General features: G+C 67.1%; 13 protein-coding genes. 7 read left to right on the forward strand and 6 right to left on the reverse strand.

Going from position 1 to position 15,328, the window contains the following annotated elements; genetic code table 11:
* Nucleotides 1–196: 196 nt before the first annotated feature.
* Nucleotides 197–877, forward strand: coding sequence for a TolC family protein (locus BLR90_RS02695; protein ID WP_091022312.1), 681 nt, complete (start codon nt 197–199; stop codon nt 875–877).
* Nucleotides 878–1,282: 405 nt separating this feature from the next.
* Nucleotides 1,283–1,663: a hypothetical protein gene (locus tag BLR90_RS02700; protein ID WP_143016088.1), complete on the forward strand. Its 381-nt coding sequence runs from the start codon at nt 1,283–1,285 to the stop codon at nt 1,661–1,663.
* Nucleotides 1,664–2,674: 1,011 nt separating this feature from the next.
* On the opposite strand, the gene BLR90_RS02710 is transcribed toward BLR90_RS02700, so the two are convergent.
* Both BLR90_RS02710 and BLR90_RS02715 read right to left on the reverse strand, forming a co-directional pair.
* Nucleotides 2,675–3,367: a hypothetical protein gene (locus tag BLR90_RS02710; protein ID WP_143016089.1), complete on the reverse strand. Its 693-nt coding sequence runs from the start codon at nt 3,365–3,367 to the stop codon at nt 2,675–2,677.
* A gap of 9 nt (nt 3,368–3,376) precedes the next feature.
* Nucleotides 3,377–3,691 (reverse strand): hypothetical protein, encoded by a 315-nt coding sequence (locus BLR90_RS02715; protein ID WP_091022317.1) that lies wholly within the window; start codon nt 3,689–3,691, stop codon nt 3,377–3,379.
* 80 nt (nt 3,692–3,771) lie between these two features.
* Here BLR90_RS02715 and BLR90_RS02720 point away from each other — a divergent pair, with 80 nt between their 5' ends.
* Both BLR90_RS02720 and BLR90_RS02730 read left to right on the forward strand, forming a co-directional pair.
* Entirely contained in the window at nt 3,772–4,671 is a 900-nt protein-coding gene (locus BLR90_RS02720) for an LAPAL motif-containing putative phage structural protein (protein ID WP_091022318.1), read from the forward strand.
* A gap of 413 nt (nt 4,672–5,084) precedes the next feature.
* On the forward strand, nt 5,085–5,915 hold the full coding sequence (locus BLR90_RS02730) for a hypothetical protein (RefSeq protein WP_091022319.1): 831 nt from the start codon (nt 5,085–5,087) through the stop codon (nt 5,913–5,915).
* Nucleotides 5,916–5,984: 69 nt separating this feature from the next.
* Here BLR90_RS02730 and BLR90_RS02735 read toward each other — a convergent pair whose 3' ends face one another.
* Together BLR90_RS02735 and BLR90_RS21745 are read right to left on the reverse strand one after the other, a co-directional pair.
* A complete protein-coding gene (locus tag BLR90_RS02735; RefSeq protein WP_091022320.1) occupies nt 5,985–6,251 on the reverse strand; it encodes a hypothetical protein in 267 nt (88 codons plus the stop codon).
* Nucleotides 6,252–6,260: 9 nt separating this feature from the next.
* Entirely contained in the window at nt 6,261–6,884 is a 624-nt protein-coding gene (locus tag BLR90_RS21745) for a helix-turn-helix domain-containing protein (protein ID WP_091022321.1), read from the reverse strand.
* 201 nt (nt 6,885–7,085) lie between these two features.
* Here BLR90_RS21745 and BLR90_RS02745 point away from each other — a divergent pair, with 201 nt between their 5' ends.
* Nucleotides 7,086–7,817, forward strand: a complete 732-nt coding sequence (locus BLR90_RS02745; RefSeq protein ID WP_143016090.1) for a hypothetical protein — start codon at nt 7,086–7,088, stop codon at nt 7,815–7,817.
* Nucleotides 7,814–8,857: a helix-turn-helix domain-containing protein gene (locus tag BLR90_RS02750; RefSeq protein ID WP_091022323.1), complete on the forward strand. Its 1,044-nt coding sequence runs from the start codon at nt 7,814–7,816 to the stop codon at nt 8,855–8,857. Before BLR90_RS02745 ends, BLR90_RS02750 begins: the two co-directional genes overlap by 4 nt.
* A 139-nt stretch (nt 8,858–8,996) precedes the next feature.
* On the opposite strand, the gene BLR90_RS02755 is transcribed toward BLR90_RS02750, so the two are convergent.
* Both BLR90_RS02755 and BLR90_RS02760 read right to left on the reverse strand, forming a co-directional pair.
* A complete protein-coding gene (locus BLR90_RS02755; protein WP_143016091.1) occupies nt 8,997–10,019 on the reverse strand; it encodes an LPO_1073/Vpar_1526 family protein in 1,023 nt (340 codons plus the stop codon).
* Between the two features lie 295 nt (nt 10,020–10,314).
* Nucleotides 10,315–11,907: an ATP-dependent DNA ligase gene (locus tag BLR90_RS02760; protein ID WP_091023192.1), complete on the reverse strand. Its 1,593-nt coding sequence runs from the start codon at nt 11,905–11,907 to the stop codon at nt 10,315–10,317.
* Between the two features lie 146 nt (nt 11,908–12,053).
* On the opposite strand from BLR90_RS02760, the gene BLR90_RS02765 reads away from it, so the two are divergent.
* Complete coding sequence (locus BLR90_RS02765; protein ID WP_091022326.1) at nt 12,054–15,287, forward strand: M36 family metallopeptidase; 3,234 nt, start codon at nt 12,054–12,056, stop codon at nt 15,285–15,287.
* Nucleotides 15,288–15,328 lie beyond the last annotated feature (41 nt).

A 15,328-nucleotide genomic window follows, 5' to 3' on the forward strand; every position in this document is an offset into this window, starting at 1 on the left:
GGCGAGTCTCCATCTCCGAGAAACCGAGGGTGGGGCTCGCCCTTCTCAGCTCCAGGGGCGGCGCACCGCCGCGCCGTTCGCATGCCCTTGGCAGTTCGTCCCTAGACCCAACACCAGCAGAACCGCTCCGCAAGCACCACCGCCACAGCCCGAGTCGTCTTCACAAGAAGATGGCCGACCACACAGAGGGAACAAGATGACCACCAAGTCGACCAAGACCATCAAACCGACGGAGACCGAGCAGTTGGCCTCTAACTCCCTAGACGCGGCGCACGAAGCCGCCGTGGCCGACCTAGCCAGCAAGCGCACAATCCTGGCCGACCTCATGGACCGCCTCGCCGAAGGCGACTCCACCGTGACGGGCGCAGGTCGCTCCGCGGCGGAGGCCGATGTGACCAATGCCGAGGCGCTCCTAGTTGGAGCCGAGGCCAGGCGAGACGCCGCCCGGCTCGCGCTCGCGACCGCCATCGCAGAAACCGTCGCCGACGAGATCGCCCATTCGGCCGCGCCAGTCCGAGTACCCAACGCCGTGGCCGAGTCCACCGAGGCTGTCAGCACCGCCATCAGCAACCTCCTCATCGCCCTTCGCGAACGCGACGAAGCAAGCGACGGGGCGGGACAGCGGCTCGCTGCTGCCGGCGTGCCTCAGGGGGAGCAGGTGGGTCGGATTAGGTACTTGGGCGTCAGCGCAAACGGTATGGGAGGACGCCGCAGCGCGACCGAGTTCAATGTCAATGTCGACGGCGTCTGGCTTTCGGCCCGACAGGGCATCGGTCACACCCGCGACGAAGGCGAACGGCTCGTCAAGGAGCTGCTGGAGACCACTCTCCGCGAGAACGGTCTCCAGTGGACCACCACCGGCTTGCGGGCCATCTGACGCTCCAGCCCACGGCTGAGCTGTCGGCCTGACACCACACCAGCAGCCCCAGCATCCATTAGCCGGCCCTTGACGTCCGGCGGGCGCTGGGGCTGCTGTCGCTCGGCGCACCGCAATACCACCCACACCTACGACATAGCCGATCTGGCCCGCCACGAGCGACCGGGGGTCTCCGTACCCCCGGTCCTGCTCGCGGGGCTGTCACGTCGGCAGAGAGCGACTCTCCATGACCATCAAGGCATCACGACCCGAGACCCAAGGCGAGGCCGAAGCCTTCCACTTTACGGCGAACCACTATCGACACCTTGGCCTGTGTCACACCTGCGCAGCTCAGGCCGCATACGGTCACCAACTCGGCTTCTCCCTGATCGACTCGCCCTGTCGCGTGTGCGCGACGGTCGTGGCGTGCATGCCGAAGACGGAGGTCAACGGCTGGCGTTCCAAGTCCCCGAGCACGAGTGCCCAGTGGCGCACGGCGGTGGCGGCATGAGTGCGTCGTTCGTCGATCTCGCCGACGCGTTCGGACATCTCCTCGGACTCGCTCTGAGCCCCGAGGACGAGGAAGGCATTCAGGTGGACGCCATGTACGACACCCTCGAAGCGGTCAATGCTCAGTTCAGCGGGATAGGTGTCCTCACTCTCACCGTGGCGTTCGCACAGCGCCATGCGCTGCTAGTCGGACAGCTGGACCGCGCCATCAAGGAGTGCACGGTTGTCCCGCTCTCCGCGGAGGCAATCAGGCACATGATGGCGCAGGTCGAAGACGCCTTGCGGGAAGGCGAGTGACTCCGCGGATCGGACGCCTACAGTGCCGGTATCGCAGGTGCGCCCGTTTTGTCCCTGGCAAGGGCAAGACCGGCAGGCGGCCAGAGTTCTGCAACACCACGTGTCGGCGCAGGGAACGAGCAGCGCGTGACATGGACGCCGGTCGAGGCTACGTCTCGACGGGGCAGCCAAAGGTCCGCCCGTGGCTGCGCACACTCAAGGTTGGGGAGCGCCGCGGCGAACTGGTTCTCGTGGAGTACGTCTCCTCTGACAGCCATGGGTCGCGTGCTCGCTTCGCCTGCGACTGCCGAGCTGAGTACGAAGCGGCGGTCCGCAACGTCGCTTCCGGCGCCACCATCCACTGTCCGGATGCTGTAGCGCACCCACCTGCCGATGAGCCAGGTGAGGCGCTGTCGATCTCGGCCTGGCATCAGCGGCTCAGCCGTTCCCGAGGGCGAGCGTCGTCACTGCCGTGCGCACTGTGCTCGCTCGTCACTCCCGGCAACCAGTGGGCCTATCGTCACTGTTCCCCCGAGGCGCGCACCCAGCTCGCCGGGAAGGACAGGGGGCAGGTGTTCTCACTCAGCGAGAACGACTACTGGGTGCTCTGCCGAAGCCACCACCAGCGATGGGACAGGGGCTACGCGCGAACCGTCCCCGTGGGGGCTACATCGCTCGCTCACTTAGCCCTCGCGATGGCCTACGACCCCGACTACGGGCAGGTCGGCGGCGCGAATGAGTACGCCGGTGAGCCTGGACATTGACGCCCACGAACGCCGCCCAAGATCGAGCCCTGCGTGACGAGTGCCGAGCCTGCGAAATCCGCCTGGACCCCGGGTTCGACGGACGCCGCTTCTGCTCCGACCGTTGCGCAAAGCGGTTCGGCCTGTGCTGCCAGAGAGCAGGTCTCGACCACTTCAGAGCCGCCGACAGGCCCTGAGCCACTCGCCCCTCCCGCCAGCCCTCCAGGGTTGCCAGGAGGGGCGTCTTTGGCGTTTCCGGGGCGCGCGCGGGAGGAGCCGGCGGCCCGTGTCACATCAGCTCCGGGCACGACTCCTCAAGCGTCCGCAACAGCTCCCAGGTGATTTGGCGGACGCTTGCGCGACCGACGTCGCTGCTCACTGGCTTGGGCACACCGTTCGCACCACTGGTATGCCAGCTCGACACCTGCTCCTGCAGAGCTTGGTAGTCGCCATCAAGATACGCGTCCGTGTGCGCACCCTCGGTGTTCGCCATCTGCGTGACCAGGAACGACCTGCTGAACCATCTTCCATCTTCAGCCGTGACGACCAGGCGCGTCTTCCACCACTCCGTGTAGGTGCGGTGCCTGACGTTGGTGGGTGGACCCTCCGGGCCGCCGGTCGCGTAGCGCGGCACGACGGATCCGTCGGTGTCGCCACCTTCGCCGAAGGCCACTTCAAGAACCGTCAGACCTCCTCCCCACATGTGCACGGTGCCCGGGCTTGAGGGCGGTCGCTCCGGCGCTGAGTCGACGTACTGCAGAGTCTTGATGAGCCCGAGCTCGTGCAGGAGCGGCCGGCTGCTGCCGTAGTGCAGCAGGGCACGCAGGTCCACCGACATGCGCAACGCCTCGTCATGGTCGCCGTCGTCGTACGCGGCCGCGGACGCACGCAGGAACTTCACACGCCGACGAAGCGCCGCCTCGATGTCATCGCGGGGCCGCTGGACCTTGGGAGTGGCTGTCTGCCCCTTACGCAGACTCATGGCCGGGCCTCAGCCCTGCAGGATCTCGGTCAGCTGCTCCCGAATCGTCGCAGTCACCGCGTCGTAGTCAGCGTTGTACTTCTCGGCAAGAGTCCGGGCGAGCAAAGTGATGGTCACGATCGCCCCACTCACCAGAGGGGATGGATCGAGCACGATCGTCCCGTCGTCCTGCTCGATCACACGGATGGACCCGATCTCGCTAAGCCGATCCAGGGCCAGCTTTACGGCCGCCTCATTCTGTGGCGTTTCGCCCTGGCCGTGGTCGAACGCGCTTACTGCGTCGAGGAGCACGTGGGCGGCCGCGAGTTGCTCGCTTTGGGTCATGCCTCACCATAGGCGGGGGAAACGCTCACCGTGCTCAAGAGCGCCGGGGCCGGCCTTCGATGCATGTAGGTTCCTGCGCTATGGAAAAAGCGCCGGAAGTCGTTGACTCGCTCACCCTCCGCTTTGTTGGGGAGGAAGAAGACGGCACCGAGCTGCACGAACTCCGCGCCGCGCACGTGGCCGAGGTGCTGCAGGGGGTCGTCGAGCTTGCCAGCGACTTCTCGAAGGCTGGCGCCTTCGGGGACGGACCGAGTGCCGAGGTGCTGGTACGGCCGGCGCAGGAGGGTTCGTTCCTCATGGAGGTGGTCCGCCTGACCGAGGACTACCCAGTACTCTCCGCTGCCGCGCTGTCTCTACCGCCCAGTTTGAGCACGATCCTATTCTGGGCGACCAAGTCGATTCGCGCGGCTCCTAGCGATTTCGAGTACCTGGAGAACGGGAACGTCAAGGTCACTTGGCAGGACAACACTGTCAGCGAGGTGCCTCGCGACGCATGGAGCGAGTTGAACAAGCGCAAGCGTCGCCGCAAGAAGCAGCTCCGGCAAATTATGGCTCCGCTGAGTGATAAGCGTGTGAGTTCGATTGAGGTTGGCGCTCAGGACCCGCCCGCACCGGACGAGAAGGTCCCGCAAGTCGAAGCTGACTTTGTCCTCGGGAAGCCTGACTACGATGCGGCGCGACCGGAGGACGAGGTCGAGGAGACTTCGAGCGTCTTCGAGACCGAAGCCCAGATGTCAGCGATCGACTTCGACAACGCAGACAAGTGGCGAGTAAGGACGAAGGAGGCAAACCGGTCGGCTACCGTCAAGGATGACGACTTCCTCGGTCGGATCAGCAACAGTTTGGCCATCCGGAAGAGCGACATCTTCCGGCTCAAGATTCGCGAAGACGTGACCGTGAAGAACGGCCGAAGCCGGACCGAGTGGACCGTGGTCGAGGTCCTAAGTCACAGGAGGGCAGCACATGACGATGACTCATAGCCATCACTCGCATCGTCGGCTAGATGTCGCTAGCCTCGCGTTGTTCTTGGTCGGCCTCGCGTTTGGCACCGTTTCATACTGGCTAGTAGCCGAGCACGGCATGAACCCGCTAGTCATGATCCCGTCAGCAGTGGCCGCGACGATCGGAGCCTTCCATCTGGTCAAGCACGAGGCGCGACGCTAGACGCTAGCCGGCGCTCATGCCCCGGCCTGTTGCCGCAATTCAGCGCACCGACGGATGACGCTCGCGCACGTCTTGCAGGTCGTGGGGCGCGCTGTGACTTCCTCGCTCGACGGCGCTTCGGTTTCGCCAGGCCAGGACCAGCGGCCCGCACTCAGGTTCGGAACCGAACGCTGAGCTCGCGCGGCGTTGAGCAAATAGACTGCGTAGCCGAGAGAAACGGAGCAGGCGCGTGGGGCAGCTCATCACGAACAATGGCAGTTTGCCGCGGGAGTATCTCGAAGTCATCGGCAAGATCACGGTGCTGAGCGGCCGGATCGAGAGCAGTCTCACCACCTGCATCACGTTCGCTGCAGGTGCAATCCAGGGGCCGAGCCACAATGCGATAGCCGCGCTCGTCGCGGACCTCGGCTGGAGCGCGAAGCTGGACCGGCTCGAATTGCTTGCTAGCCGACAGATCTCGCACAACGGCGAGCGGTGGGCCGGCGCGATCAACAGAGTTGTTCCCGACGTTACGGCCGAGGCGATAAGGAAGGTCGTGAGGCTTTGCCGCGAGGCGGTCACGCCGCGCAACAACGTCGTGCACGGCACGTGGCGGCGCGGCACCTTGGACGGCGACCGGAGCATCAGTCATGTGGTTCTGAACACCGAGAGAAATCGCGGCATGCACAAGTCCACCAACGAGATCGTCGACCTCGACCAGCTTGAGGAGTGGGCAGGGAAACTCGAACTCGCCGACCTATACACAGGCATCCTGGAGATCTATCTGAGCACCGGCGACCCCGAACACAGTCTGAAGCAGAGGTTCGAAGGCGTCTTGTCGCCCCCTGCTCGGACGCCTGACGATCTCGGTGCGGGATTGCGGTTGGTGAGGCTCGTGTACGTCGAGGGCGGCGGTCTGGCCATGCAGGCCGCTGCGGCCACCGAAGCCGCGGCTATCGAGAAACTGCGACGGTGGTCGGTCACTGCGGTGCACCGCGCTCCGTTTGCGTTCGAGCGCTGCGTTCGGCCGGGGGAGTGGGAGTCGATTCCGATTCCCGAGATTCCCGGCAACCGGGACTGAGTGCGGCATCGGCACCGGCACCGGTGGCTTCGGCGCTAGAACGGGGTTGGGCCCGCCGACGGGGTCCCGCTAGTCCTGCGTATGAATCAGCAGGTCCTCGGCCGCGGCGGGCAGATCCGGACCGTCGAAGGTCACCTGGATGGTGGAGGTTCTCGGCACCCACGTGAGGAAGGCGGATCTGGAGCCGTCGTCGTCGACGGCGCCGCCGACCCATGCTCCGCCGCGCCTCTCGAAGTCAGCGGTCAGCATGACCATGAGGGCGGCAGCATCATCGTCGGTCGCGCGCGGGAGGGTAATCCGGTTGCCGTCGGGGGGCGTGATCGTGACGTGGGCCATTCTCTGACCTTACGGCGTCTGTGGCGGCCCTTGGAGCGGAAACCTCTCTCCAAGGGCACGCGCTCGTCGGCCCGCCGCCACTTGCTCAATGTGGTCCCGCCGGTACCACCGGCGCCCTTGGCATTCGCAGAAGGGCACCCGGTCATTGGCGGCGAGTTGGCGCAGCCGCGAAGCGGTGATCCCGAGCACCAGTGCGGCGGTAGTGGGCCTTAGCCACACGTGCTCTTCGTCGGGCGGACCTGAGGGCTTGCGGCGCTCGCGCTCGCGGCGTCGTCGCTCCATGTCCGCCTGTCGCACCGCCCACTCTTCTGCGAACTGGTCAACCGACGCGCGGCTCAGCGCCGGCTGCGCGTTGCTCTCCACCTGCCGGCGGTCGATGTCACCACGTCGCACGGCGTGCAGGATCGCGGTCTCGGAGCATCCGACGATCGCTGCGGCGCGGACGTAGGAGACCCACCGTGCGGTCTCCTCGACTCGATCGCGCACAGCGGTCTCGTCGACCAGGAGCTCCCGGCCGCGGCGCTTCCAGGGAAGGTGCCCGGTGCGTGCGAGGTGGCCGACGGTGTGTCGGCTTCGGTTTAGGAGTGTCGCGGCCTCGGCTGTGGTGAGCCAGCCGTCATCCCGACATGTCACCCCGGCAGTATCAGGCGCTGTCGTCTTCGGGAGCCAGGTCTGGGTGTGTCCCGAAGATCTGCAGGTAGGCGTCGTCGAGCTCGTTCCAGCCGTCGGGTCTGCTCATGCCCACCAGAGTGCCTCAGGTGCGGGGTGCGGCGCTGGTGTCATCCACAGCGGCCCCGCCCGCTGTCGGCGCCCGGCTCTATGGTCCCCAGCGTGATGACCTCGGTGGGCGATTCCCTGACGCTGCGCTCGTGTGCGGCGCGTCGTGTCGGCACTGGTATATCTGGTGGTATATTTTCTTCCATGATCGCATACCCCACTTCAACGCAAGTTCTCGACGACCTTGGCGACAAGGTGGTGCACGGCTTCTCCTCGATCGTAGCCGGGTCGAGGGCCGACTTGGCGGAGTACAGGGCTGCGCTGCCCCATGCCGTCGCCCGGGCAAGCGGTCGCGGGCTCGCGTCGTGGGTCCACGACGCCATGTGGGCGCGGGCCGTCGACGTCTTCGACGACATCACCGAGGTCCAACTGCACGAGTCGGGTCCAACCCGCGACATCTACGTCGGTCTGACGTACCACCTGCGGCTGAAGAGGCACAGCCCGACTGGGGCCATCCGGTCGTACCCGACCCAGAGCGCGCTGGACTTCATCACCCAGGAGCCCGACCTCTTCACCCTGCTGGGGATCCGCCAGCTCAACTTGTGCGTCGGCTACGAGTGGGACGCCGCGACTCGCGAGATCGGTGGCGCCGTCATGTCGTTGCGCGACGGTTCATTCGACGAAGTCATCTGGATGATCGACCTGCCTGCAGCACCCGCGACCGGCACAGGTACGGTCGCCCCGATCACCCCGACCACCCCAGATATCGACGGTCCGAGCACCCCCATCATCGCCGTACCGCGACTCGACGCCGCCGACGACACGAAGCAGGGAAACGACACGCCATGAACGACCTCGGCGAGGTGCTGACAACCGCCCGCCGAGCGAGCGGCATGACGCAGGGTGAGCTGGCGGACCGCGTGGACATCACGCAGGCCGCGCTCTCCAGGTACGAGAACGGGCTACGCGAGCCGGACGACACCACCCTGCAGGCGCTTGCACGGGAGTTGGGCGTCACGATCAAGTTCATTGAGCATGCAGGGCGGGCCCGCGGTGCTGTGGCAGTTGATGCGCACATGCGGAGGCGAGGGACTGCGCCGGCCACCATCTGGAAGCGTCTCGAAGCTCGGCTCAACATGTACCGGATGCACGCCAGCCTGATGACCGAGGAAGTCACCATTCATGCAGATCGGCGCATCCCGACCTTTGACCCGATCGACACGCGCCCCGAGGACGCGGCGCGGCTGGTGCGGATGCAGTGGGGCATGCCGGTAGGCCCAGTTCGCAACCTCATCGGCTGGATCGAAGCGGCAGGATGTCTGGTGATCGAAGAGAGCTTCGGGTCTCCACGGGTCGATGGCATGTCCCAGTGGGTCAACGCGCAGCCCATCATGTTCGTCAACCGGGACGCCCCCACGGACCGCAAGCGGCTCACGCTTGCCCACGAGTTGGGGCATCTCGTCTTGCACTCAAACGAGGTTGTCGAGGACGTCGAGGATCAGGCGAACGCGTTCGCCGCGGAATTCCTGATGCCGATCGACGTCATTAGGCCGAGACTTCGGAACCTTCGGCGTGACGCTCTGCCGGACCTGAAGCGCGAGTGGGGAGTCTCTATGGCCGCCTTGGTAGAGCGTGGATACCGAGCTGGCTTGATGACCTCCAGCCAGCGCACCGGGTTCTACAAGTACTTGGGCGTGATGGGCTGGCGGACGCGTGAACCGGTGAGCGACGAGCTCGCTCCCGAGGTACCTCGTCTCGCAGGTGCCATCGCGTCATCCTTGGCGGAGCGAGGACTGAGTGCCACCGAGATTGCCGATATAGCCGGCTTCGCGTCTCCCGAGGACAATCGACTACTCGACCTAGCCCCGCGCGGCCTGCGGATCGTCTGAGTCAGCGCCCGCCTGGCAGAGCAGGCGCCACGAGTGGTGCGCGCGAAGACGCTGGGGTTGACATCGTTGCAGAGGTGGTAGCGCCTTCAGTCCTGACATCGCAAGGCGTCATGAAGCAGCCCTAGACGTGCGAGAACAGTCACGCAGTGAGGTCGATGCGTTCCCAGTTGTTCACTAACTTGTTGAGGCCGCGGTGCTCCGCGTACGAGCGGGCAAGGATGACGCCGGCGTCCGTCATGAAGCAGCCGTTCGGCAGCGAGTCCAGCCAGCGACGAACTTTGCCTAACGTGGCCGTAGCGTCCAGTCTGTCGACTACCTGCTGCCTCATCACGGGGTCGCCAGAGTCGTTTAGTCCGAACCAGTTTGACGCGTAATCCATGATTCCGTCGACTTGGCTCTCAGTGTGTTTCCCTGCCGCGACGAGAGCCTCCCGCATGTAGGCGGGGCGGGCGTAGGCCAACCGCCAACGCTCCGCATCCAACTCGTGCTCGGAGAGCAGGGGTTTGAATCCTCGCCGCGCAAAACCCGTCCAGACTTCATCGACCATGGGATCGTCTTTTCGGATTCCTGATGCGTACCACCCGGACACAGTTGGGATCCAGTAGTCATCAAACTTGCGGAATCCGCCGATCTGGTTCACGCGTACCAAGTTCAGCAGATCGAGTCGATCCATAAATCCTCGGCCCAACGGTAGATCAGAATCGCCGAGCAGGGATCCGTAGAGCGCATCGTGCGTTTCAAGACTGCGAACAAGGGATCCTCCCATCGCTCTGACCTTCGTCAGCACGAAGATTGTCGTGAGTGCGCGAAGGTCCGAAATCTCCACCTTCTCGACCACCTCGACGGCACGGTCCAAGCCGATCCGTCTCCTTCTCTCGTCGCCCTTCCGAGCGCGGTCAGCGAGAATGTTGGCCAGGAGGTCGTAGTCGGTCTGCTCGTCGGTTTGCGCCGCTCCAATAGCTGACCTCGCTAGCAGGGCCTGGAAACTCGGTTCCCTGAAAACTGAAAGGAGGCCCTCTTCCGCTAACTGGTTTACAAGCCTATCCCTGAGCTGCTTGGCCCGTGCGCCGCCGACTTCTTGGGCCTCTTCGGTGAACGCGGACCGGATCGCTTCGGCCTGTTGGCGGTCGGTGATAGCGCGAGCGTCGTCGGGTGTTACCACCACAATGTTCTGTGTGACTGTGTGCGCTTGGATTTGTGTCGAAGCGGCGCCAGCAGTCTGCCGGCTTCTCCAGAACTTGAATCTCACCCTCGCCGTCGCTTGCTGCGATCGTTGCCGCCGACCTGAGTCTGAGTCGCGTGGTCGTGGGCCGTCTGGGTCTGCCGTACAGACCGCATGCCTATCCGATAACCGCCGTAGGCACCGCCTGCACCCCCGATAAGCAGGCCAACTATGAGCGTCCCAAGCCCCTCAAAGAGCCAATCCATGATTCCCCCGATCCTCTCTAACTATCGTCTCACTCGTCGCCCACAGAGTCAGGGATCTCCGAGCCAGGCCAGTGGCGTCGCACTGTCAGAATCGTGTCTGCTTCTGCGGCTCGCTTGTCGTCGCGGTACCGCACCACCCGAGCGAAGCGAAGAGCGACCCCACCCGGGTAGCGCGTCGACCGCTGCACGCCGTCGAAGGCGATTTCGACCACCTGCTCGGGGCGAACATGAACGATGTGTCCCTCTCGGTGCGTCTCCAGCTCAAGAAACCGCTCTGTCTGCCACGCCAGCATCGCGTCCGTCATGCCCCTGAACGTCTTGCCGACTGGTACCCAGCCGGATACTGAATTTGTTCTCTTGAACGTCTTGCCGAGCATCACGAACCCGCCGTCCGCACTCTCGTCGCGCGCCCCCAGGTGGATGTTGGAGAGCAGCCCCTCGCGGCGGCCGGACCCCCACTCGACCGCGAGCACCACGAGGTCGAGGGTGTGGACCGGCTTCACCTTCACCCACGACGAACCCCGCCGGCCGGCGTCGTAGGGCGCCGCCGGGTCCTTCACCACGACGCCCTCGTGGCCGGCCGCCAGCACCGAGGCGACGAAGCCAGACGCCTCCTCGGCGTCGGCGGTCACCAGCCGTTCGGTCAGGTGCGCCGCGGGAACCAGCGCCGAGAGCGCGGCCACCCGCTCGGACAGCGGCGCGTCCAGCAGGTCGACGCCGTCGAGGTGCAGCAGGTCGAAGAAGTAGGGCGTCACCGAGACCCCGCTGGCCTGTGCGGTGCGCGACGCGGTCTCCTGGAAGGGCCGTGGCCGCCCGGCGTCGTCGAGGGCCAGCGCCTCCCCGTCGAGCACGAACGACGTGGCCGGCAGCGCCAGGGCGACGTCGACCACCTCCGGCAGCCGGGACGTGATGTCCTCGAGGCTGCGGGTCGCGATGCGCACCGTCGATCCGGAGCGGTGGACCTGGATCCGGATCCCGTCGAGCTTGGTGTCGATCGACACCGCCGCGGCACCGGCAGCCTTGGTCATGGCCGCCTCCACGCTCGGCGCCGACGACGCCAACATCGGCAGCACCGGCCGCCCCACCTCGAGCCCGACGGCCCGCAGTGCCGCCTCGCCGCCGTCGAAGGCCAGTCGCGCGACAGCGACCGTCGAACCGGACAGCATCGCCGCCCGTCGTACGTCGGTCAGTGGCACGCCGGCGGCTGCGGCCACGGCCTCCTGCACGAGCGCGTCAAGGGCGCCCTGCCGGACCTCGCCGGTGACGACGCCGCGCAGCCACACCTGCTCGTCGGCGGTGGCCCGGCCGAACAGCTCGGCCACCGCGGCCGCGCGTGCGGCCTGTGAGCCGGCGCCGGCCATGGCGCTGATCGTCGTGAAGGCGGCATCCACCTCCCGCAACCCCAGCGACGGTAGGTCGGCAGGGGAGGGGAGCGTGCTGACACTGCGCCAGCCCAGCCCGGTGCGCCGCTGCAGCAGCGTGCCGCCGACGTAGGCGGTGACGACCTCGATCTCGTCCGGATCCGCGCGGGACAGCAGGTCGGCGATGGCGGCGGTCTTGGCCTTGCGCGACCGGGTCGCGGCGACCACGCCCGAGGTGATGACGACGTCGTGGAGCAGCACCCGCACAGTCTGCTCGACGGCACCGACACCGCACGTCGGTGACGGCCGTTACCTGACTGGACCGCCGCGTAGCGAACGGCCCGATCCGTCGTTTGTCGGACAAGGCCTCCCACCCCCGAGGCCCTTCCACCGACGACAGGTGCCCCGTGACCCGATCGAAGAAGCCGCTCGTCGCTGCCATCGCCGCGACGCTCGTGCTCACGCCGACCCTCACCCAGCTCTCCGCCGACGCCGCCTCCGCCCCGACCGGGCCCACGGCAGACCTCGCCCGCAAGGCCACCGACGTACTCCCGCTCGGCGACGGCCTCACCGCCGCCTTCGACTCGCGAGCCTCACTGCCCGCCCTGAAGCCCACGACCACGCAGCGCTCGGCACTCGCCCAGATCGCCGGCGCCTCGGTCACCTGGAACGCCAGCGGCACCCCGCGCTCGATCGCCAAGGCCGGCGGTGCCCTGACCGCCCCCCGGGCCGGCGACCCCCTGGCCATCGCCCGCGGCTGGCTGTCCGCGCACAGCGCCGCCTTCGGCCTCACCGCCGCCGACATGCAGGCGCTCGAGGTCGTGCGCAACCACGAGCTTCCCGGCATCCGGACCCGCGTCCTGAGTTTCGCCCAGACCTTCGGCGGCGTCGCGTCGGGGTACGGCGGCATTCTCACCGTCGTCGTCGACCGGGACGGCCGGGTCGTCAGCTACGCCGGCGACCCCGTCCGCAGCAGCAGCCTCCTGGGTGGCTTCGAGCTCAGCCCCACGGAGGCGGTCGCCACGACCGTGGCCGACCTGCTCCCGGGCCTCGACCTCGACCCGACCCCGACAGGCAAGACGCAAGGTGGGTACGACGTCTTCACCGCGGGTCCGCTCGCCGACGTGCTGCGGGTCCGCAAGATCGCGTTCCCGACGCCGACCGGCGCCCGGGCGGCGTACGCCGTCCTCGTGGTGAAGGCGATCGACGAGGCCTGGGCGGTCATCGTCGACGCGACCACCGGCCGACCGCTGCTGCGCAAGTCGCTGGTGGCGCACGCCGAGGGCACGGTCTACGAGAACTACCCCGGCGCCCCCAAGGGCGGCAAGCCCAAGGTCGTCAGCTTCGGTCCCACCCCGCAGTCGCCCGGCGGCTGGGTCGACCCTACCGGCATCGTGGGGCTCCGGGGGGTCACCACCCTCGGCAACAACGCCAACACCGCGATCGCGTGGACCGTCCCGCTGGTCGCCGCCGACCAGGAGAACCGGCCGGTGAGCCCCACCGGTGAGTTCAACTTCGCCTTCCCGAACTCGTGGGCGAAGTCGGACGGCGGGACCGGCACGTTCGTCGCCGACGCCAACGCCGCCGCGGTCAACCTCTTCTACCACCACAACCGGATCCACGACGAGTTCTACAAGTTTGGCTTCACCGAGACCGCCGGCAACTTCCAGCTCGTCAACAACGGCGAGGACGGCCCCGGCCTCGGGGGCGACCCGATCATGGGCGGCGCCCAGTCCGGCGCCCTCAACCTGACCCAGCCGGTGCTGGCGCTCGGCCGCAACAACGCCAACATGCTGACGCTGCCCGACGGCATCCCCGGCTTCACCAACATGTACCTCTGGGAGTTCGTCGACGACGCCTTCGAGGCGCCCGCCCGCGACGGCGACTTCGACGCCACGATCATCCAGCACGAGTACGCCCACGGCCTGTCCAACCGGTACGTCGGCGGCGGCGGCCTCGGCTCCCTCGGCAGCGTCCAGGCCGGGGCGATGGGGGAGGGCTGGGGCGACTGGTACGCCATGAACCACCTCTTCCGCGAGGGGCTCTCCCGCACTGCGGTCACCGCGCCGTACGTCGGTGACCCGCAGCGCGGCATCCGCAACTGGAACTACGCGAAGAGCCCGGCCACCTACGGCGACTACGGCTACGACATGTCCGGGCCCGAGGTGCACTCCGACGGCGAGATCTGGACCGCAACGCTGTGGACCGTGCGGAGCAACATCCTGAAGTCGGTCGGCGGCAACCACCGCCGCGCCAGCGACATCGCCGAGCACATCGTGACCGACGCGATGCCGATTTCGCCTCCGGCGCCGTCGTTCCTGGACATGCGCGACGCGATCCTCAAGGCCTCCGAGCTGCGCTACAAGAACAAGTACACCGCCCTGCTTTGGAGCGCGTTCGCCGAGCGCGGCATGGGCGTCTCCGCGAAGACCAAGGGTGAGACCGACACCGACCCGAGGCCCGGCTTCGACATACCCGGCCAGGACCGCAACGGCAGGGTCACCCTGCGCATCGTCAACGCCTCCGCCGGTGGCCCCGCCGAGGACGTCCGCGTTCTCGGTGGCCTCTTCGAGGGCCGCGGCACGCCGCTGTTCACGACCGGCAAGAACGGCACCGGCACCGTCACCATGACGCCCGGCCGCCACACCCTCACCCTCCAGGCGGCGGGTTTCGGCATCCAGCGGGTCACGGTGGACGTGCGCAAGGGCGACACGGTGACCAAGCGCGTCGAGCTCCGTCCCAACTTGCTCTCGCAGTCGTCGGGCGCCAAGGTCGTCATGGTCACCAGCCAGGCGGCCGCGCTGCCGGCCACCAACCTGGTCGACGACACCGAGGTCACCGCCTGGCAGACCGGCCCGTCAGACAAGGCTTACAACCAGGGCCCCAGCCGGTCGGTGACGCTGCGCCTGAAGAAGCGCTCGATGATCGACACGGTCGCGGTCAGCGTGATCAAGCCGATCGGGCTGCCGCGCTTCGCCGCCGCCAGGCGGGTGCTCGTGCAGACGTCGCTCGACGGGAAGACCTGGAAGACGGCCAAGGTCGCGAAGTTCCGCTTCACGGCGCCGCGGCCCGCGGTGCCCGACCTCGCGCTGAGGACCTACCGGCTGCCCGAGGCGGTGCCGGCGGAGTACGTCCGCGTGGTCGCCGACGCTGTGTTCGGCAACGGTGCCACCAACGCGTCGACCGCGCTGGTCGCCGAGGTGCAGGCGTTCGGCACGGCCTCCGGCATCCGGCCCCAGCAGCCGCCGGCGGACAAGCCCGTCACGTCCCACGGTTCCGTGGCGACCGGCAACGCGGCTCAGGGCTCCCTGCTCGGCCTGGACCCCTACCGCCCCGGTGTCACCGAGCTGTCCTGGGCGGCCTCCTGCCCGGACCTGCCCTCGGCCAACGGCGTGGACGCGTGGATGACCAAGCTGCCCAAGGGTGCCGGCGACGGCCTGCACGCCGCGACGTACTCCGGCTCCGTGCCGATCGGGGAGTTCCTGGTCTTCGCCTACGACGAGGACTGCCAGCCGATGACCGGCGGGTTCGCCCTCCTCGACGAGGCCACGCCGATCCCGGCCGGAGCCGCCTACCTCGGCTTCCTGCTGTTGTACGGCGGCGGCGCGGACTTCGACGTCACGATCACCGAGCCGCGCTGATCGGGAAAGTACGGAACGTTTTCAACCCCGCCCAGGGCGGA

The organism is Nocardioides szechwanensis (assembly GCF_900103935.1).
Lineage (GTDB): Bacteria > Actinomycetota > Actinomycetes > Propionibacteriales > Nocardioidaceae > Nocardioides > Nocardioides szechwanensis.

What these genes read in the sequence shown, in the direction of transcription:
- BLR90_RS02695 (WP_091022312.1), top strand. Translation starts at nt 197, where the DNA reads ATGACCACCAAGTCGACCAAGACCATCAAACCGACGGAGACCGAGCAG.
- BLR90_RS02710 (WP_143016089.1), bottom strand. Translation starts at nt 3,367, where the DNA reads ATGAGTCTGCGTAAGGGGCAGACAGCCACTCCCAAGGTCCAGCGGCCC.
- BLR90_RS02715 (WP_091022317.1), bottom strand. Translation starts at nt 3,691, where the DNA reads ATGACCCAAAGCGAGCAACTCGCGGCCGCCCACGTGCTCCTCGACGCA.
- BLR90_RS02720 (WP_091022318.1), top strand. Translation starts at nt 3,772, where the DNA reads ATGGAAAAAGCGCCGGAAGTCGTTGACTCGCTCACCCTCCGCTTTGTT.
- BLR90_RS02735 (WP_091022320.1), bottom strand. Translation starts at nt 6,251, where the DNA reads ATGGCCCACGTCACGATCACGCCCCCCGACGGCAACCGGATTACCCTC.
- BLR90_RS02745 (WP_143016090.1), top strand. Translation starts at nt 7,086, where the DNA reads ATGACCTCGGTGGGCGATTCCCTGACGCTGCGCTCGTGTGCGGCGCGT.
- BLR90_RS02750 (WP_091022323.1), top strand. Translation starts at nt 7,814, where the DNA reads ATGAACGACCTCGGCGAGGTGCTGACAACCGCCCGCCGAGCGAGCGGC.